The organism is Paenibacillus kribbensis, assembly GCF_002240415.1.
Taxonomy (GTDB): Bacteria; Bacillota; Bacilli; order Paenibacillales; family Paenibacillaceae; genus Paenibacillus; species Paenibacillus kribbensis.
Genome location: NZ_CP020028.1, coordinates 4,359,968 through 4,378,022 on the forward strand (window position 1 = coordinate 4,359,968; position 18,055 = coordinate 4,378,022).

Annotated in this window: 18 protein-coding genes, 3 pseudogenes and 1 riboswitch; of the genes and pseudogenes, 12 read left to right on the forward strand and 9 right to left on the reverse strand. The window is 47.5% G+C overall.

Going from position 1 to position 18,055, the window contains the following annotated elements:
• Nucleotides 1-83: 83 nt before the first annotated feature.
• The 4 genes and pseudogenes from B4V02_RS19455 to B4V02_RS26770 all read right to left on the reverse strand — a co-directional run.
• Nucleotides 84-1,550: a phage tail sheath family protein gene (locus B4V02_RS19455; protein WP_094156024.1), complete on the reverse strand. Its 1,467-nt coding sequence runs from the start codon at nucleotides 1,548-1,550 to the stop codon at nucleotides 84-86.
• A gap of 2 nt (nucleotides 1,551-1,552) precedes the next feature.
• Nucleotides 1,553-1,771, reverse strand: a complete 219-nt coding sequence (locus B4V02_RS19460) for a YqzN/YkzM domain-containing protein (protein ID WP_094156025.1) — start codon at nucleotides 1,769-1,771, stop codon at nucleotides 1,553-1,555.
• Nucleotides 1,772-1,781: 10 nt separating this feature from the next.
• Nucleotides 1,782-2,750: a hypothetical protein gene (locus tag B4V02_RS19465; RefSeq protein ID WP_094156026.1), complete on the reverse strand. Its 969-nt coding sequence runs from the start codon at nucleotides 2,748-2,750 to the stop codon at nucleotides 1,782-1,784.
• 315 nt (nucleotides 2,751-3,065) lie between these two features.
• A pseudogene (locus B4V02_RS26770) lies at nucleotides 3,066-3,220 on the reverse strand (IS3 family transposase); the annotation flags it as partial.
• Between the two features lie 202 nt (nucleotides 3,221-3,422).
• Here B4V02_RS26770 and B4V02_RS19470 point away from each other — a divergent pair.
• Both B4V02_RS19470 and B4V02_RS19475 read left to right on the forward strand, forming a co-directional pair.
• Nucleotides 3,423-4,322: pseudogene (locus tag B4V02_RS19470) on the forward strand (dihydrodipicolinate synthase family protein).
• A gap of 361 nt (nucleotides 4,323-4,683) precedes the next feature.
• Nucleotides 4,684-5,133: an EamA family transporter gene (locus B4V02_RS19475; protein ID WP_244188365.1), complete on the forward strand. Its 450-nt coding sequence runs from the start codon at nucleotides 4,684-4,686 to the stop codon at nucleotides 5,131-5,133.
• A 101-nt stretch (nucleotides 5,134-5,234) separates the two neighbouring features.
• On the opposite strand, the pseudogene B4V02_RS19480 reads toward B4V02_RS19475, so the two are convergent.
• Both B4V02_RS19480 and B4V02_RS19485 read right to left on the reverse strand, forming a co-directional pair.
• Nucleotides 5,235-5,469: pseudogene (locus tag B4V02_RS19480) on the reverse strand (aminoglycoside 6-adenylyltransferase); the annotation flags it as partial.
• Nucleotides 5,470-5,518: 49 nt separating this feature from the next.
• Entirely contained in the window at nucleotides 5,519-5,995 is a 477-nt protein-coding gene (locus B4V02_RS19485) for an ArpU family phage packaging/lysis transcriptional regulator (RefSeq protein ID WP_094156027.1), read from the reverse strand.
• 278 nt (nucleotides 5,996-6,273) lie between these two features.
• On the opposite strand from B4V02_RS19485, the gene B4V02_RS19490 reads away from it, so the two are divergent.
• From B4V02_RS19490 to B4V02_RS19505, 4 genes are all read left to right on the forward strand, one after another.
• Nucleotides 6,274-6,747: a helix-turn-helix domain-containing protein gene (locus B4V02_RS19490; RefSeq protein ID WP_094157045.1), complete on the forward strand. Its 474-nt coding sequence runs from the start codon at nucleotides 6,274-6,276 to the stop codon at nucleotides 6,745-6,747.
• Nucleotides 6,748-6,758: 11 nt separating this feature from the next.
• Entirely contained in the window at nucleotides 6,759-7,184 is a 426-nt protein-coding gene (locus B4V02_RS19495; RefSeq protein ID WP_094156028.1) for an ImmA/IrrE family metallo-endopeptidase, read from the forward strand.
• A 236-nt stretch (nucleotides 7,185-7,420) separates the two neighbouring features.
• Nucleotides 7,421-9,328 (forward strand): 5'-nucleotidase C-terminal domain-containing protein, encoded by a 1,908-nt coding sequence (locus tag B4V02_RS19500; RefSeq protein ID WP_094156029.1) that lies wholly within the window; start codon nucleotides 7,421-7,423, stop codon nucleotides 9,326-9,328.
• Nucleotides 9,329-9,525: 197 nt separating this feature from the next.
• Entirely contained in the window at nucleotides 9,526-10,197 is a 672-nt protein-coding gene (locus tag B4V02_RS19505; RefSeq protein ID WP_094156030.1) for a 3'-5' exonuclease, read from the forward strand.
• A gap of 46 nt (nucleotides 10,198-10,243) precedes the next feature.
• Here the strand turns inward: B4V02_RS19505 and B4V02_RS19510 are convergent, their stop codons facing one another.
• Entirely contained in the window at nucleotides 10,244-11,221 is a 978-nt protein-coding gene (locus B4V02_RS19510; RefSeq protein WP_007429151.1) for a helix-turn-helix transcriptional regulator, read from the reverse strand.
• Between the two features lie 72 nt (nucleotides 11,222-11,293).
• A complete protein-coding gene (locus tag B4V02_RS19515; RefSeq protein WP_094156031.1) occupies nucleotides 11,294-12,061 on the reverse strand; it encodes a hypothetical protein in 768 nt (255 codons plus the stop codon).
• Between the two features lie 592 nt (nucleotides 12,062-12,653).
• Here B4V02_RS19515 and B4V02_RS19520 point away from each other — a divergent pair.
• The 6 genes from B4V02_RS19520 to queF all read left to right on the forward strand — a co-directional run bounded on the left by B4V02_RS19520 (nucleotide 12,654) and on the right by queF (nucleotide 17,049).
• Entirely contained in the window at nucleotides 12,654-13,094 is a 441-nt protein-coding gene (locus tag B4V02_RS19520) for an SH3 domain-containing protein (protein ID WP_094156032.1), read from the forward strand.
• Nucleotides 13,095-13,126: 32 nt separating this feature from the next.
• Nucleotides 13,127-13,831, forward strand: a complete 705-nt coding sequence (locus B4V02_RS19525; RefSeq protein WP_094156033.1) for an AIM24 family protein — start codon at nucleotides 13,127-13,129, stop codon at nucleotides 13,829-13,831.
• A gap of 87 nt (nucleotides 13,832-13,918) precedes the next feature.
• Nucleotides 13,919-13,962: riboswitch (PreQ1 riboswitch) on the forward strand.
• A gap of 134 nt (nucleotides 13,963-14,096) precedes the next feature.
• Nucleotides 14,097-14,786: a 7-cyano-7-deazaguanine synthase QueC gene (queC, locus tag B4V02_RS19530; RefSeq protein ID WP_094156034.1), complete on the forward strand. Its 690-nt coding sequence runs from the start codon at nucleotides 14,097-14,099 to the stop codon at nucleotides 14,784-14,786.
• Entirely contained in the window at nucleotides 14,779-15,270 is a 492-nt protein-coding gene (queD, locus tag B4V02_RS19535; RefSeq protein ID WP_094156035.1) for a 6-carboxytetrahydropterin synthase QueD, read from the forward strand. The genes queC and queD overlap by 8 nt, the downstream gene beginning before the upstream one ends.
• A complete protein-coding gene (gene queE, locus B4V02_RS19540) occupies nucleotides 15,263-16,144 on the forward strand; it encodes a 7-carboxy-7-deazaguanine synthase QueE (protein WP_094156036.1) in 882 nt (293 codons plus the stop codon). Before queD ends, queE begins: the two co-directional genes overlap by 8 nt.
• Before the next feature lie 407 nt (nucleotides 16,145-16,551).
• Entirely contained in the window at nucleotides 16,552-17,049 is a 498-nt protein-coding gene (gene queF / locus B4V02_RS19545) for a preQ(1) synthase (RefSeq protein WP_007429143.1), read from the forward strand.
• Nucleotides 17,050-17,177: 128 nt separating this feature from the next.
• Here the strand turns inward: queF and B4V02_RS19550 are convergent, their stop codons facing one another.
• Nucleotides 17,178-18,011 (reverse strand): AraC family transcriptional regulator, encoded by an 834-nt coding sequence (locus tag B4V02_RS19550; protein WP_094156037.1) that lies wholly within the window; start codon nucleotides 18,009-18,011, stop codon nucleotides 17,178-17,180.
• Nucleotides 18,012-18,055: the final 44 nt, after the last annotated feature.

The window sequence follows — 18,055 nt, forward strand, 5'->3', positions numbered from 1 at the left end:
GGATTTACCAAATCCTCATGATAAAAAAACAAATTCAGTCTTGCTGAATTGCCGCACAATGCTTATGCACGTAAAATGGCTATTTATTGCACGTAAAATGTGCCGAACAGCTGCTCCATCACGTCTGTCAGCTTCACGTTCCATTGCAGGAACACTTGATCCGGTTCCGGTTTAATCACTGGAGCATCGCCGTAGTATGCCGGATCGAGAATGACATCATAGCCATCTGCTTCGATGACGTTGCTCAAAGACAGCTGTGCCAGATATTCCTTGATTGCACCGATGAGAGCCAGACGGCCTTCCACCGTGTTGTTGATTTTGCCGATATAAGTCTCCTCGGCTGCACGCTGCAAGTCAGCGTTAATCGCATCCATGACGCGGATGGAGCGAATTTTCTTCCACGCATTGTTTTGACCAGCAGCCGGGTTCACCAAGCTGTTGATCCCGCGCAGCGCTTTGACCTGACGACCGTCGAAGAACAACAGGAAGACCCCGTTACGGACAGCCTGCTCCTGCTCGGAACGTGTCCAGCGGCGGGTCACGTCCTCAAAAGGCGTAACCGCATACGTCGCGGATTGATTCAGACGCTGGCCTGCGATCAGTCCGGCTACATAGGCAGCCGTTTGAGCGGAGCTGTAGTCCGTACCTGCCAGACGTACGCCCGTACCGACGTTCACGACGCCTTCATGGTTTAGCGCAAGAGAACGCTGTGAGGCCACGCTGACAGCCGTTTTGGACACATCATCCGCCGCGGAACCGCCGAATACAGCGATTACGCCTTTGCCTTCGCCCCGGACACGCTTGATCCAGGCGGCAAAGCTTTGCAGCAATGCCATATCGGCTGCATAATCCAGCGCCAGCACATTAAATTCCTGTCCTTCAAGCGCTTCCTGCATGGCGATGTAATCAGCATTCACCAGCTTGCTATTGCCGCTGTTGCCGCCAGTAAGGTGTACGCCGCTGACGTCCGCCGGAATGCCGCCATTGCCGACAACCTCGGCCTTCACCCATACGTTTTCGCTGTTTTTGTTGATGGCTTCGGCAATCGAAGCAGCCGTCCCGTCACTGCCTTTGTACGTACCCAGCAGCTTGGTTCCTTCATAAAGGCGCACTTCACGCGCCTGCTCGTCACCCAAAGTCGGCTGTACAGTTACAGCAAAACCATTACCGCGGCTGCCTGTGTACAACGCCTGCAAACGCAGCACGTCCGTTGGTGTCGCGCCGCCGCTTTTTAGCGTTACAGATGCTGCAGCAGCCGTATCATCCGCCAAACGGTAAGCGAGCAGTTTTTTCGGACCGCCCAGCAAAGCCAGATACAGTGTGGAATAGGCTGTCGCACCGTCCTCACTGTCGCCGGAGAAGATTTGGTTAATGGCTGTTTCGCTGCCAATCTCTACAAACTCACGTACAGGACCCCAATTCGCCTTGACGGGTACAATGACCGTACCGCGTGATCCACCTTGAATCGCTGAAGCTGCTGCTGCCTGAAAGTTCATATACAAACCCGGTAATACCGGTTTATTCGTGTTTTCCCATGTTCCGCCTGCCATAATTAGTCCACCTTCGCTTTCATAAATTGTTCGATTTTAGTGTGTGCTTCTGCTACCGTGAACAGCTTGTCCTGTGCGCCAAAAAAGGCGCCTGCCAGCACCTCTTCCTTCACGGAAAACAATGGTTCCGCGTGTTCCTTAAGCTCCTCCAGCGTATAGCGGGGGCCGCCTGCTTCCTGCCCTGCATGTAGCGGGGACTTTTCATTTTTTTCCAAGGTCACTCAGACCACCTCATTTCAAAACAGGATGAATTTCCACTCTGCGAATCAACGCCGCTTCCTCAGCCGGACGCATACGTCGCTGTACCAGCGTCAGCCGGAGCTGACCGTCTAAAATCGCATCCGCCTGCAAATCGGCCGAAGCTTCGTCCGTAGACATATAACGCCCCTTGTCCTGATCCAGTGGAAGCTGGATTTGAGTCGCAAAGCCCTCGACCAGCGCGGAGGCTGCACGGTTCTCTTCAGCGCTGTCTGGAGCAATGATATGTCCGATGAACCGTTTGCGGAGCTCATACATGGAGGCTCCCGCCATCCGGGTCTCGCAGCCGCTCAGCCGCCATAAAACCGCGTGCCGTCCCGGCTGTGCAGGCCATGCATTGGCGTATACCAACCACGTCTCGCCCAGTTGCTTTTGCGTCCAGCGGGTCAGGGCTGCCAGCCATTCATCCGGCTGTGCGGCACCATTTGTCGGAATGGCTGAGCTCCCTTCCGTTTCAGGCACATACACGCCAAAGCGCAGCGTTCTATAGGCCTTGCCTGTGACGGTGTCCAGCTTTTCCGCATCTCGCACGCCCAAATAGTGCGGGGTAAAAGCCGACGTGTCCTCACCTTGGCCTGTCACCGGTTCCCGGTGCAGCCCGGCAATCAGGGCATTCGCCCATACATCGGCCTGCGCCAGCCCGGCTTGTCCTGCGTACAGCTTGATGCGGACAACCTGCCGGTAGCCGGCCCAGGAAGACTTCCAGATTTCCTCGCCCAGCGCCATAACGGCATACGGCTCCTCCGCCGTCTGCGACGGTGGCTGAACATCGTATACACGTCCTTGCAGCGCCGGAACAATTTCAATGAGCTTTTGCTTAAAGGCTTGTCTCATCCTGCAGCATGCCGCCTTTGCGCAACCTGCACTCGCATGCTGTGACTGCCTAGCCATGCTTTTTTCCACTTTCGTGTTCTCATCCGGCGTAGCCTCATACTCATGCATTGCAGCATCCCTTGCTTAGGCAACACGACTCCTCCTTTCTGTACAACGAATTCCCGGGAATCAACAGAGACGATCACCGCATAAAAAAACCGGCCCTATTGGCCGGCTAACGTTTGACTGTGTGTGTCTTCGGTATGTTCTCTTGTCTTGATTCCCGATGATATAATCTTACACCCTAATAACGAATACGTTGCCGGGGAAATGGACGATAAAAGCAGAAGCTAGGGATGAAGTTAGGCGGTATTTTGAGAACATGCGTTCCTATCATTAGAACAGTATTAAGCCTCCATGCTGACAAGTCTCAAAAAAATATCCGACCTTAAATTGTTCCATGCTTTCAAATTATTGGGTATATAAAAATCGGATCTAAAAATCCCGAAGAAGTTCTCCACAACCGCATTGTCGTAGCAGTTTCCTTTACGGGACATACTTTTAGTTATCCTGTTTTCTTTTAATGTTGCTTGGTATTGCCAACGCCTTGTAATGGACGCCCCTTCATTCGCTACGCTTCCTTGTCCTTCTTTCCCTTGAAGTTAGTTTTTTGACCTGTTTCAGTCTAACCCTCTAAATTGGCCTAGTTATTCGTCTCAGAATTGGCCCTTTAAGTAAGTCCAATTGATTTTTATAATTTGTATGCATTTTGAAAGCTAACAATCAAAGGAGTGTAGCTTGATGTTCCATGGATTATCTGCTTTTCCAATGACCCCATTGAATGAGGCAGGCATTAACGAAAAAGAATACGTAAAACTGATCCAACGATTGGTCGCAGCTGGCGTAGACGCCATCGGTGCACTGGGTTCGACAGGGAACTACGCCTATCTTAGCCGGGAAGAGCGTCTTGGCGTTTTACAGCTTGCCGTCGGTTCCGCCGAGGGCATTCCCGTGATGACAAGCATAAGTGCGATTCGCACGCTTGACGTGCTTCGATTAGCGGAAGACGCGCAAAAAGCAGGAGCAAGCGCAGTGCTGTTGGCTCCTGTTTCTTACCAAGCGTTAACGAATGAAGAGGTATATTTGTTGTATCAACAAGTGACAAGCTCGCTCTCTGTTCCGCTTTGCGTGTATGATAATCCGGGGACTACGCATTTCCATTTTAGTGATGAGCTGCACGGCCGAATTGCTGAACTCCCCCATGTTCGTTCGATCAAGATTCCTGGAGTACCTTCAGAACCTGAAGCAGCCAAGGTACGCATTAGTAAACTGCGAGCGCTCATTCCTTCCCATGTAACGATCGGCGTAAGCGGGGACCCGTTTGCAGCCACTGGCTTGAATGCAGGCTGTGAAGCGTGGTACTCCGTTCTGGGTGGCTTGTTTCCAAAGACATGCCTGAGAATGACCCGATTGGCCCTAGACGGTTGTGCTGACGAAGCAGAACAGCTCTCAGCGCGGCTTGAACCGATTTGATCGTTATTTCGCCAATATGGCAGCCTTCGCGTTGTTTCGGCAGCAGCCGAAATCAGTGGCTTGATTTCAAGTCCCAGTCTCCCTCTACCCTTACAACCACTGAATCTATCAGCCAGGGAACATCTGAAGTCCATACTTGCAGACATTCAAACTATTGAAGGAGCATGATTACCCTTCAAACTAGTAAAACGTTCTCAGACTGAGATAGCAAAAAAACTTTGCAGTCGGCACCTCTTCTGTATGGTAGTGGAAGCATGTCAGTTTCCCTCTACCAAATAAAGCGGTGCTTTTCTATATGCTAGTCATTTATGTTTTTGCTTAACCATTGATTTAGCCGATTTTGGCTCTGTGAAAGTTGTGTAGTTTGGAGGGACAACCAGATGTGGTTTGCATATGCAATATGGGCTGCTTTTTTCTTTGGCCTACGAGGCATCCTTTACCAGTGGACGTCTCAACGATCCATTGATCGGAATCTAATGTTTATTGGTGTGTATATCTCTAGTACAATTCTAGTTGGCAATTTGGCCTTTTGGCGATCATTTTTTATAGTTTTACGGACTTATCATCCCAACAAGCTTTATTGTATGGTGTTTCTATACTACCGGTTCTGACAATGATGTTTACAACAAGCACTTTATTATTCTTTGGGGCTTTCTTAGTAATTAAAAATAGACAAAGACCATCTTCAGCTAGTGTAAATATTCATAAACCAAAAGAAATCGCAAAAAAGAACCCATGGACAATTTCAAAAACCTTATTCCTGGGAACAGGAGTTGGTCTTGTAAATGTTCTGGCCATGATGCTCAAACTTGCTGCATTTAATAATGGAATTACCGGGATTGTTTCTACAATTATCGCTTTGAGTGTTGTTGTTGTACTGCTATATGCTCGTTTCTATTTAAGAGAATCCATGAGTCGAATGGAAATTTGCGGTGTTATCATAGCGCTGATTGGATTAATAATTATAAAATGGATATGAAAATTAAAGCACCTTTCAAGCTTAAAAAAACTGCACCTCCGGTTGTTAGTTATGCCTAACAGTTGGGGTGCAGTTCATTAAAAAGGCGGCCATGATATAGTTCACGTCCATGAATGATAAATATCTACAGCGTACCTCTTGATGGCTTCATCGTAATCGGGATACTTATACTCGAAGCTTTTTGCCACAGCCTTGGAGTATTTTCTAAATAACTCATAACAAGCAAATAAAGACTGCCACATTTCCGGATAGCCATTTTCAGAATAGGTGGATAGCAAAAAGGATTTCTTTTCTCGCCAATCCTTTTACCACATAGGTTGAAACCATCCAGAACTCCCCGAATATCAGGAAGTCAGAGCCTTTTAGAGGAGCTGTACGATTTAGACTAACCTAGTTTTCGATCCGCGCCTTTCTGCAAGCCTGCCAGATTCACAACGCCTTGGTCTGCTAGCGCAAGCGCCATTTTGTAAAAAGCACGTGTGCGAAGCTTCGTATACGTATCCTTGCTGACCGGCGGGTCCAGTACATAATTGTATACCTTGTAATCAAACACATCGTCATCCTTTAAATAACGCTCACGGATGAGCAGCTGTTCGCGTTCATTCAAGCGACTGACTACAGCATCTACCATTTCGCAATAGGCCAGGCGGGCGGCAGGAGCATCTACATTATATACGGCTGTCCGGGCTGTCGGATCGCTGGTCACATTCGTTGGACCGTTCGGTCGATCCGTATAGCCAGCCGTGATAAAGCTTTCCCGGTCCATAAAAGTTATCGTTTTATAGATCCGGTACTTCTCAAATACGCCCTCCAATGCAGTCTGCGTTTTGCGACGATCCAATTCGGGTAGGTTATTTTTCATGTACAGCAGCACTCCTTATCTTATGCCTTTTGACAATGATGTAATTTTTAGCGATCACAACTTCTTTGTTTATATTTTGTTCGTACTTTGTTCGCATCTTGAGTATAACATAGCATTATTTAGAATTTCTATCCATCGTCAAAAAAAGCGGTATGCTCCCAAAAACAGGATGCTCGCTTTATTTTTCTATACCTTTTGGCATATTACGTGCTTTTGCTAATTACCTAATGGTATAATGGAACCAATCTATGATTCTATTGCAGAAGGGAGCCTCCTTTGTGGAACAGCCAGCATTCGGAACCTACTTAAAGCAGCAGCGTGAACAAAAGCAATGGAGCATTAACCAATTGGCAGATGCCGCAGGCATTAGTAATTCACAAATTTCCCGCATTGAAAACGGGCTGCGCGGAGTCCCCAAGCCCTCTACTCTCCGCAAAATAGCGGACGCACTCGGCGTATCCTATACCGAAATGATGAAAGTCGCCGGTTATTGGGAGAACGACGATTCAATAGAGCAGCATTCACACGAACCTTATCGTTCTACTGTGCCGGATTGGGCAACCTCCAAGGACCGCCGGGATTTCAAAAAAATGCTGGAGGAAGACGACGAATTAATGTTCGACGGCATTCCGCTGAATGAGACTGACCGTCAACGGATCAAGGATGTGTTAACAGGTCTGTTCTGGGAAGCCAAGCAAATGAACAAGCACAAGAAGTCCCAAGAGCCCCGGGCGGGCAAAGATCAAGGATAGCAGGTGATCGTATGAAAGAACTCATTCACAAACTCGTCCGAAAATACCGTACCAACTGCCCCTTTGATATTGCAAAAGCGCTCGGTATCCATATCCGTTATTGCGATCTGGGTTCCACAACCAAAGGGCTGTATTACCACAAGCTGCGCAGAAAATTTATTGTCATCCACGATGGCCTTACACCGGAATGGAGACGGTTTGTTTGTGCGCACGAATTGGGGCATGACCGACTGCATAAAGGCATCAGCCGCTTTTTTATAGAGGAGCATTCCTACTTTTCTCCAGGAAAATTTGAACAGCAGGCCAATCGTTTTGCCGTGCTTTTGCTGAGTGAGGGAAAACCTCCACTGGCTGACGAAACGCTGGAGCACTATTTGCCCCGGATTGGGCTGCCCAAAGAGACTGCTCTTTTTTTTGATCACAAGACAGAACATTAGTTCCTATTTCGATGGCTTAGATTTTTGCATTATTTGATTCTCGATCCTCAAATCTAGTTACTGTTTATTGCTTCCTCCTCAATATAGGTGATTTGACGACGGCTTTAACAACCGATATATCAAAAAATCTTAGTACTTTGATATAAAATAGAAGTTATTTTTACAATCATCTGATAAAATGTGGACGTAAGCGGTTGCTCTAATTCATTCATTTTATGGGAGGTTGAAGGAACAACATGAATTCATGGAAAAAAATCTCGTCACTCTTGACGACCGCCGCGCTTCTGTTCGGATGTCTTGGTACAGCAGCAGCGGACCCGGCAGCCAATGCAGGAACAGCGAATGCGGCTACTGCTCCAACCAGCGGCAAGCACATCACCATCCTACATACGAATGATACCCATGCCCACGTGGTCGCAAACGACAAGGAAATGGGCTTCGCCAAGCTGGCGGGCATCATCGACCAGTATCGCGCTTCCAATCCCAATACATTGCTGCTGGATGACGGGGATACCATTCATGGAACGACCTTCGCTACGTTGGTCAATGGTGAGAGTATCGTGAAAGTGATCAACAAGCTGCGCTATGATGCAATGGTTCCGGGCAATCATGAGTTTAATTATGGCTGGAAGCATCTGGTTGAGCTAAGCAAGGAGATTCAGTTCCCTGTGCTGAGCGCCAACATTAAGCAAACGGACGGAACGCGTTTGTTCAAACCGTATGTTATAAAGGAAGTAGATGGCGTTAAAATCGGTATTATCGGTCTGACTACGCCTGAAACAGCCTATAAGACCAATCCCAAAAATGTAGAGGGGATTCAATTCACCGATCCTGCGGCTGAAGCCAAGGCAGCTGTAGACGAAATTCGCAGCAAAGTGGATGTCGTCGTGGTTCTTGGTCATTTGGGACAGGATGCTTCCAGCAAGGACACCAGCCTCAAGGTTGTTAAAGAAGTGCCCGGCATTGATATTTTCATCGATGGACACAGCCATACTGTACTCGAAAAAGGGCTGGTCGGTGACAACGGTACGTTGATCGCCAGCGCAGGTGAATACACCAAGTATCTGGGTGTTGTGGATCTATGGGTCGATGGCGGTAAGGTTATCCAAAAGCAAGCCAAGCTGATTGACTCGGCTCAGGCTGCCGACGTTCAGCCCAACGCTGAAATTGCTACATTGATCGCTTCCATTCAGAAGGATCAGGAACCTATTCTTAAACAGGTTGTAACACAAACGAGCGTGGATCTGGAAGGAGCACGCGAAAAGGTACGTGCGGGTGAAACCAATCTTGGCGACCTGCTCACCGATGCCATGCGTGACGTTTCGGGTGCAGACGTGGCTTTAACCAACGGCGGCGGCATCCGGGCTTCCATCAAGGCAGGAACAGTAACCAAGGGAGATATCATCACCGTGCTGCCTTTCGGAAACCAGATTGTTACCCTGAAAGTGAAAGGCTCTGACATTCAGGCAGCGCTTGAAAACGGCATAGCCGCCTATCCGGAGCCAAGCGGAGGTTTCCCGCAAGTATCAGGCATCACGTTTAAAATAGACACATCCGCAGCCAAAGGAAGCCGCGTTCATTCCATTCTCATCGGCGGCAAGGCGCTTGATCCTGAGGCGACGTACACATTGGCCACCAATGACTTTACTGCTGTAGGCGGTGACCAATATACGATGTTTGCTAAATATCCGCAGGCAGGTATGTTCGGATCGCTGGACGAGGCGTTAATCCGCTATATGCAAAAGATTGGCTCCGCCAGCCTGCAAGCACAAGCAGACGGCCGCATCCAAGAGGCTAAGGCAGACGGGAATGCCTCCGTCCCGGCCACACAGCCTGCACCAACTGCAACACCAGCACCTGTGCAGGAAAAACCACAAGCTGTCTCTACTCCGGCTGCCAAACCAGTACCAGCGAAACCAGCACCAGTGAAATCGGTGCCTGCAAAAACTCCAGCAGCCAAGCCGCAGCAAGCATCAGCTTCTGCCCAAGCTGCAAATAGCCATGTGTATGTTGTGAAATCCGGGGACACGTTATATGACATTTCCCGCAAACACGGTACCACCTGGCAACAGCTTCAAAAGCTGAACAAGTTGAAAAATCCTCACCGCATTTATCCGGGGCAAAAGTTGAACCTCCCGGCCTAATTCAATAGTTTGTCAGAAGATTTGAAGTATGCGATAGTCCAGGCTCATTTGGACATCGCATATTTTTTTTAAAAGCGAACCTTTTAACCGCTGACAAGTTGTGGACCGAGAGGTATGATGGAGAAGAGCCATTCGAGCAGAGAACATTCATCCCGGTATCTATCGGGACCAGCCAGGTGCGTGGAAGGAGTCCATATATGCAATACATTATTTATGATCTTGAATTTACTGTTAGCCGCAACGCCAGATATTCCTCTGAAATCATTGATATCGGTGCTGTCAAGGTCGTGCAGGGAGACGATGGTCTATACGTTGCAGATACGTTTCACAGTTTTGTAAGACCCTCAAATCGACCTGTACTGTCTACGGATACCGTTCAGTTCACGGGCATTACTCAACGAGATATTGATGCCGCCCCACTCTTTCCCGAAGCTGTGGAGCAATTTGTTGCCTGGCTCGGTACGGATTCACCCTATTATTTGTGTGCATGGGGACCGGATGACCGTCAAAAGCTGGTATCCCATTGTCGTACCCATCATGTAGATCTTGGATGGATTCATAATACGAATGATATACAGAAGCAAATCTCCCGTCTGTTTGGCTCCAGCGGCAAATATCGCCAGTTGAGTCTGTCTCAGGCGCTGGAATTGTGCCACATTGACTTTGACGGTCAGCAGCACCGCGCACTGGACGATGCCATAAACACCGCTCAGGTTTTTATGCACCTTTTTGATCGCATTACATTAGTAGATAACGCTGCTGACGATGAGGAAAGCCGAGGCTCAAAGCTCGTATACTCCTCACCGGAGGAAGAACAGGAGCATTACAGTCCATTTGGCAATCTCGCCAACCTGTTTAAGGACCATTAAGCGGATAGCTCCCCGGCCCGTTCCGGGGGATCTCCCCCTGTTATTCTTAATTTCCTGCCTTTTTATCGAAATAAAATGTTCCCCAGGTCCGCAGCATTTCCTGCATTCGCTTGCGGTACCGCAAAGGCTCCAGAATCTCGGCCTCTGCTCCATACGAGGTGAGCCAATCCAGAAATTCACGGTCATGATTGACCGTCACCTCAAACAACAAGCTGCCATCCGGCAAATCCTTGAGCAAAGGCTTGATGAACAATTCCTCTTCCTTGACCCGATATACAGATTCGGCAGAAAATCGCACCACAAAGCGAATGTTTTGATTTCCTTTGGTAACCGACCAGGTCCCTTTAAAAAACGTTTCCATTTCTGTTGTATTTTTTTGAAACGTATACGGCAAAATTCTCATATTCCGAAAGCGGCTGATCCGAAAGGTTCTCATGGCGGATTGCTTGTGACAAAAACCAAGCATATAAAACCGCCGATCCTGCGGCACCAAACAATAAGGATCTACCTGAACTAATGACACATCTTCATTTTGAGGCGAGCTGTATTCCGCTTCAATGGTCTGCTGCGTAAGACTTGCCAAAACAATCAGCCTGAGCAGATAGGGCTGGTTTTCCCGATCAAGTGTCGAGCCGAGCCGGACGATATTTTTCATTTCCTGCGCGAAGCTCGTCTGGTCTATCTTTTTTTTCTGACTAGAGGCCATCACCTTCTCATAAGCACTTTCAAAAGCCGGCGGCAAAAGAGGCTTCACCGTTTCCATAATATCTCCCAGCTTGGCAAAAGCGTCTGCCTCTTCTTCCGTCCAATTCAGAGGATACAAAGCAAAATTGCTTATAAAAATGTACCCTTTGCCATGCCCCATATTCGTAATTGGAATATGCATAGCACTCAGCGCTTCCATATCTCGGTAGATGGTACGTTCTGATGTTTCACAACGTTCCGCAAGCTCTCTTGCCAATATCCCCGGATTGGCCTGAACAATAGTAATAATCCGCATTAAACGTATTAAACGATCAGTCAAGGAAGTCTCTCCTTTACAAAAAGATAGTAAATTAGACTCACTACGTTACACAAACAAACTAGCATAACTTACCTATTCCAAAGTATTAGTTTCGTTAAACGAAACATTTTCTGCCGATATAGATTGATCAAATAAGTCTTTAGCACTATAGGAAGCAAATGATACAAAAGTCTCATCCCATTTATTACGTATGGCTAGAAGTAATTCAGCTTCCTTCATGTAATCCATATCATCGGTTCTTGATGCACGTATTAGTAATTCGTCTGCTTGTCTGTTAAGAATAAACGCACCTCGCTCATGCTCACCTTTCTCGTACATACGCAATGCCTTTTTTACAGTCATAGACGTCTCATTCAGCTTTATGTATTTTTCCACCATCGGATGGGGTGGAACGCTCAGCAGACCCAGATGATGCGTGTAATTGATGTATATCTGGTCCGTCCGGATCAGCGTTCGCTTTTCCTGAGATGGCTTGCGCCAGCTCCACTCCATCATTCCAATGGTATGTCTTCCAGATGAGTGAGCTGGTATAGAGAACGTCAAAACAGCCTGTCTATATTTCCCCCGCCGCACATCTCCGCAGTGAATCAACATGCATTCTCCGTCTTCTGAGCGTTTGAAACCGAGTCTCACTCCTTCGACTTTTAGTAGACTTACCCCGTTTTCCGGAATGAACCGGAGTTGGAGGTCACATCCCACTGTTTTCGGTACTAGGTTCCCTTTTCTTTTACGGATAGCTCCATAGCCCCATTCTATCAGCAGATTTACTTGTTCGGCCCCACTCGCAGATATAGACTCTTTGTCCCATGTGTATGCTACATTAACCATTGTCTTTACCACTGGTAATTTCCCCCTAAAAGAACATGTAACTCTAAATTAACAGTGTTATCTGACACTATATTGTCAGGGAACGTACGTTTGCTTGTGAAAATTATACATGGTAATCTTTATGAAAGGGGACCTGCTTCGAAAAATAACAATTTAACCCATTCAAATTGCATAAAAACGCAAAAATAGCCCGACTTATGCCGGACTACATTATAGGCTGGTTCCATATTACAAACTTACGAAGTTGGAGTTTCTGTTAATGAAACGTTCGTTTTTGTGCAAATGTTGGATATAGGTGCAAAAGTAGTGCTATCCACTATGAGTTCTTTCGATAATGGTTTTCCATTGACCGTGATTTTTAAAATTTTATAATCTTGCTCTCTCTTGTTCATTTTCATTTCTCCTTCTATGTCTTTCTTCCTATATTTTCAGTTCAGATATTCGTTTTTAAGCGCAGATCAGTTATTGAAGGTTTCGGATACACTCGGCGGGAAAAATGCTGGAATGCGGATGCTTCCTTGATATACCCGTTTTGAGGTACACTTAAACTTATATATCGACTTTTTTCGAGAACATTTGATGTATTCAGAAGGGGGAACATCTCTTGGTACGACAAACTTGTCGCATTGCTTTCTACCGCCGTGTTGTCTACGCTGTTATAGCACTTCTGTTTATTTTTGGGGCAACTCGTGTGCCCGGGACATATGCTGCCTATTGGGACGATGTTTATCAAGGCTTTGAGCAATTTTCCCGGCTGCCCGGCGATGTATATCAGCTCAAGGAAGGCTACCGACAGACTCAGGAAGAACTGCAAAAGGCCCGCAGCAGTATAGAAGCCTATCAAGAGCAAAACGCCCAACTGCTGGAGCAAAATCGCAAGCTGACCGACACGGTTGCTGAGCTGAAAAATCTTCAAACCCAGCGCGATCAAGCATCACACCGAAACAAGGTGCTTTTGATCACGGCTGTAATCCTGCTGGCTGGTTATTTTATAGGTATCCGCCTGCTGCGTTACGGGATGCGTCGACGTTCGGGAAGATACTAGATGCTAACTGCCTGAAAGGAAGAAACGTCTGAATGGACATACAAGCAGGACAATACCATGATGAAAGTGTCGGCTCGGTTGTAACGCTCAATCTAGCGGAAGGGGAAAAGCTGCATGTTCTGCATCCGCAGCAAATTATCGCTTACCGTGGTCCCAGCTCAGGTCGCAGTGACAAGCTGATGAATATCAAAGGCATGTACCGCAAGCACAAGCTGATTCAGGCCGATTTTACAGGGGCTTGTCGTCTGATTGCCGCACTTCCACCCGGCTTTAGCCTCAAAATGATTGAGCTTGAAGGAGGCGATGAACTGCTATACGATTTTCGCAACCTGTTCTGGTACAGCTCTGGAATCCATATGCGTACCAAGCTGCTGAGCATGAAGAACATGCTGTTCAGCCGCGATGTTATTAAAATGAAATTTGACGGGGTGGGTCAAATTGGTCTTTTGACTCAGGGTTTGGTATGCCAGGAGCAGCTTCACCCGACAGAGCCGATATACGTCGATGCAAGCAGCGTCATCGCCTATCCCGAAAACGCCAAGCTGGAACTGACCGTGTACGGCAACAATCTGGCCAGCCAGCATATGAACTATCATTTTAAAATGACTGGACAGGGTACCGTGCTTTTTCACGCCGGGGAGCATCATCGACGTCTCCAGCAGGATATGAACGACGATGGCGTGATCAAACGATTTTTAAGGGAAGTTATTCCCTTTGGCGGAGTGTTTATCAAATAGACCTGTCATGCTATAATGGCAATGCTGTCTGAATAGCAGCCGGTCTACGTGGCCGACATTATAATGAAGAAAATCCATGCATCATGCATGGGAGAGGTTCGCGAACTCCCTCTATAAAAAACTAACGATGCTTTGTCCTCCGTATGAAAAATGAACTCGCGGGGCAAGGCCTGTTTTTTGTTGAAGTCAGTTCAAGAACTCTCCTTCTTCCAAGTGACAAGACGCTGTGTCTTACACCATTCCAAGAAGATCGAGAGGTTTTTTTATGTTTGCAAACGAAAAAGCGGTCGTCGTATTCAGCGGCGGTCAAGACAGCACCACCTGTTTATTTTGGGCGAAAAAGCATTTTGCCGAAGTAGAAACCGTGACCTTCGACTACGGTCAACGTCACAAGCAGGAAATCGAAGTAGCCGCCGGAATTGCCCGCAAGCTGGGTGTTCCGCAAACGGTGCTCGATATGAGCCTGCTCAATCAACTAGCCCCTAATGCCCTCACACGCACCGACATTGACATTACGCAAGAGGAAGGCGAACTGCCTAGTACATTCGTAGACGGTCGCAACCTGCTGTTCCTGAGCTTCGCGGCAGTGCTCGCCAAGCAAAAAGGAGCGCGCCACATCATTACTGGCGTTTGCGAGACGGATTTCAGCGGTTATCCTGATTGCCGGGATTCTTTTATCAAATCGCTGAACGTCACACTCAACCTTTCGATGGACTATCCCTTTGTGATTCATACCCCGCTCATGTGGCTGAATAAGGCTGAAACCTGGAAAATGGCCGATGAGCTGGAAGCTTTTGAATTTGTAAGAACCCGTACACTAACGTGCTATAACGGCGTCATTGGCGATGGCTGTGGTGAATGCCCTGCCTGCAAGCTTCGCCGCGCCGGGCTGGAGCAGTATCTTGCGGTTCGCGGACACGGAGCTTCGTCCCAAGGAGCTGAAGGCCATGCGTGAGCCGGGGACCTTTCATATTGTCAACAAGCTCCAGCAGTTCGGGACAGACATTCAACACGCTCAGCTGCGCTATCACCGCAAACGCGTACTGGTCAGCAAACAATTTACGTTTGATGCAGCACACCATTTGCACTGCTATGAAGGCAAATGCAAAAATCTGCACGGACATACCTATATCGTCGTTTTTGGTATAAGCGGCATACCGGACGAGACGGGTCTAACGATGGATTTTGGAGACATTAAAACGATCTGGAAAGAACGAATCGAGCCTTATCTGGATCATCGTTACCTGAATGAGACGTTGCCCCCGATGAATACCACTGCGGAAAATATGGTCGTCTGGATCTTTGAGCAAATGGAGTCCGCCCTGTCCTCGGATGCATACCGCTCCCGCGTGGAAGGTGGGCGTACCGAATTTGTGCGGCTGTTTGAGACACCTACCAGCTACGCCGAATTCAGACGGGAGTGGATGCTGGATGAATAATAATACCGTGACAGCTCACCAAGCAACAACGTCCTCTCGTGTGCTCCAAACAGCTCCCATCCCCGTACTGGAGGTGTTTGGTCCCACCGTTCAGGGCGAGGGCATGGTCATTGGGCGCAAAACGATGTTTGTTCGTACCGCAGGCTGCGATTACCATTGCTCGTGGTGCGATTCCGCCTTTACCTGGGACGGCAGCGCCAAGGATCAAATCCGTCGTCTGAGTGCCGCAGACATCTGGCAGGAGCTGAAGGCCATCGGCGGTGAATGCTTTTCGCATGTGACCCTTTCCGGAGGCAATCCCGTCCTGCTGCCACAGCTTGGGGAGCTGGTCGCCCTGCTGCGCAGTCAAGGCATTGCCACCGCTGTCGAAACGCAAGGCTCCCGCTGGCAGGATTGGCTGTACGATATCGATGAGGTGACCTTATCCCCCAAGCCGCCCAGCTCCGGCATGACGACCAACTGGGATGTGCTGGATGATATCGTCGCCCGTCTGTCGAATCGGAAGAGGACTGATTGCAAGACGGTCGGAGAGTCCAGGTCTGCAACACACGTCTCAACCGCAGCATGCACAGAAGAAGCCGTTAATGAATCAGCGAGATTCTACCATGGAGCATGCAGCTTGAAGGTCGTCATATTCGATGATACAGATCTAGCATATGCACGCACCGTTCACCAGCGCTATCCGCATGTACCACTGTTCCTCCAGACCGGTAACCCAGATGTGAGCACCGAGAACACGGAACAGATTGCCGAATCCCTATTGCATCGTTATGAATGGCTTATCGACCGTGTCATGGACGATTCCCGACTAAATGACGTAAGAGTACTCCCGCAGCTCCACACCCTTGTATGGGGCAACAAACGCGGCGTATAGCACTTAAATGTAATATATTCCATATGGACCTATAGGTGATACACAGACACGCCAAATTCGTCGAAAGTTACAAATCAAGAGAAACCCTCGTCCGTAAGGACGGGGCTTCTCAACAAGAACTCGCTCCTATATAAAGGGGCGAACACTATTCACTTCTACTCACTCACATATAAACGAGTAGGGACTTTAGGGTGGGGACGGCGGTCGGCAGCGGAGCGGAGGATTTGAAGCTGGAGAAGCGTTAGCGTTCGCCTTTGAAATGGGATTCTAACCTATATCTTTCACCTTATCAGAAAGAATCCCATTTCAACAGCGATCGGAAGCTCAAATCCTTCGCGGAGCGACCTCCCCATTCACCATAACTCCCATCTCGTTTACCCAACTAATCTTAAGGAGCCTAACCCAACATGACCGGAAGAAAACCTGAAGAAATGACCGACGTTACTCTGCTTGGCAATCAAGGCACACAATACACCTTTGCCTATGATCCCGCCATTCTCGAAAGCTTTGATAATAAACACCCGTACCGCGATTATTTTGTAAAATTCAATTGTCCGGAGTTTACCAGCCTGTGTCCGATTACAGGACAGCCTGATTTTGCAACTATCTACATCAGCTACATTCCCGATATTAAAATGGTAGAAAGTAAATCCCTCAAGCTGTACCTGTTCAGCTTCCGCAACCACGGCGATTTCCACGAGGACTGCGTCAACATCATCATGAATGACCTGATCAAGCTGATGGACCCGCGTTATATCGAAGTGTGGGGCAAGTTCACGCCGCGCGGCGGCATCTCCATTGATCCCTATACCAACTACGGCAAACCGGGAACCAAGTATGAGCAAATGGCCGAGCATCGCATGATGAATCATGATATGTACCCGGAAACCGTAGATAACCGCTAGGTGATCCTCCCTGTGCACTTGCATACCAATAATGGAGGGCTGTCCAGTAGGTCATAAAATGACTCTGAGACAGCCCCAATGTCTTCAGTCTATTGAAATAATCTATATAGATACTACACTTGTGCCGTTTACACACTCAGATCAAATTTTGATTTTTTGTATTCATAAGGCGTTTTACCCATAACTTCCTTAAAAGCTTTTCTAAAAGATTTCTCGTTGGGAAACCCGGCCTCGTAAGAAATTTCTGTAAGTGACTTATTGGTTGTTTCCAATAAATCGATTGCCTTTTCCAAACAAAGAATTTGCTTGTACTCCGTAAACGTCTGACCTGTATATTCATGAAACATTCTCGACAAATAGGCCTCCGAATAACCGCAGATTCGAGCTGTTTTCGACAAGCTAATATTTTCAGTATAATGCTCTTTAATAAAATCCATGATTGTCTTTATCTTTCGCTGCTTTTCACTAAATACCTCCGGTGGTATGCCTGTTGCCTGGCTAAAATGATTAACGAGCAAATATTTAAGCTCAATAATTCGGCTTTGCTCTAAAATATAGTCATATTTGCCTTTAGAAATATGCAAGTTATATATATCCATAAACAACTCTCTTAATTTAGAAAGTATAGGTTCTTCAACGGGTTTCTCTTGCGTGTTTAATTGGATGATTACTTGTTCATTGGCAAAAAAAGTGTCTGGAAATTGCAATACAACGACTTGATTTTCCGTAATGCTCTGTGTGGAATGCGGCACATTGCTATTAATAAACAGTGCATCCTTCTCCATCAAAATGGTTATTTTTCCTTCATGCCACACCTTGAGACTTCCACTTGTACAGTAGATTAATTCCATATTGCTGTGAAAATGCATGGGGATGACTCTTTCTGTATCTGTCGATTGAAACATAAAGAGGTTAATCATTTTTCTTCTGTCTATTTCAATATGCTCATATATTTTTTTCATACGACACCTCATCAACCAGCTATGAGTAATCAACAGTATCTAAT

What these genes read in the sequence shown, in the direction of transcription:
- B4V02_RS19455 (WP_094156024.1), bottom strand. Translation starts at nt 1,550, where the DNA reads ATGGCAGGCGGAACATGGGAAAACACGAATAAACCGGTATTACCGGGT.
- B4V02_RS19465 (WP_094156026.1), bottom strand. Translation starts at nt 2,750, where the DNA reads ATGCATGAGTATGAGGCTACGCCGGATGAGAACACGAAAGTGGAAAAA.
- B4V02_RS19485 (WP_094156027.1), bottom strand. Translation starts at nt 5,995, where the DNA reads ATGAAAAATAACCTACCCGAATTGGATCGTCGCAAAACGCAGACTGCA.
- B4V02_RS19495 (WP_094156028.1), top strand. Translation starts at nt 6,759, where the DNA reads ATGAAAGAACTCATTCACAAACTCGTCCGAAAATACCGTACCAACTGC.
- B4V02_RS19500 (WP_094156029.1), top strand. Translation starts at nt 7,421, where the DNA reads ATGAATTCATGGAAAAAAATCTCGTCACTCTTGACGACCGCCGCGCTT.
- B4V02_RS19505 (WP_094156030.1), top strand. Translation starts at nt 9,526, where the DNA reads ATGCAATACATTATTTATGATCTTGAATTTACTGTTAGCCGCAACGCC.
- B4V02_RS19525 (WP_094156033.1), top strand. Translation starts at nt 13,127, where the DNA reads ATGGACATACAAGCAGGACAATACCATGATGAAAGTGTCGGCTCGGTT.
- queC (WP_094156034.1), top strand. Translation starts at nt 14,097, where the DNA reads ATGTTTGCAAACGAAAAAGCGGTCGTCGTATTCAGCGGCGGTCAAGAC.
- queD (WP_094156035.1), top strand. Translation starts at nt 14,779, where the DNA reads ATGCGTGAGCCGGGGACCTTTCATATTGTCAACAAGCTCCAGCAGTTC.
- queE (WP_094156036.1), top strand. Translation starts at nt 15,263, where the DNA reads ATGAATAATAATACCGTGACAGCTCACCAAGCAACAACGTCCTCTCGT.
- queF (WP_007429143.1), top strand. Translation starts at nt 16,552, where the DNA reads ATGACCGGAAGAAAACCTGAAGAAATGACCGACGTTACTCTGCTTGGC.
- B4V02_RS19550 (WP_094156037.1), bottom strand. Translation starts at nt 18,011, where the DNA reads ATGAAAAAAATATATGAGCATATTGAAATAGACAGAAGAAAAATGATT.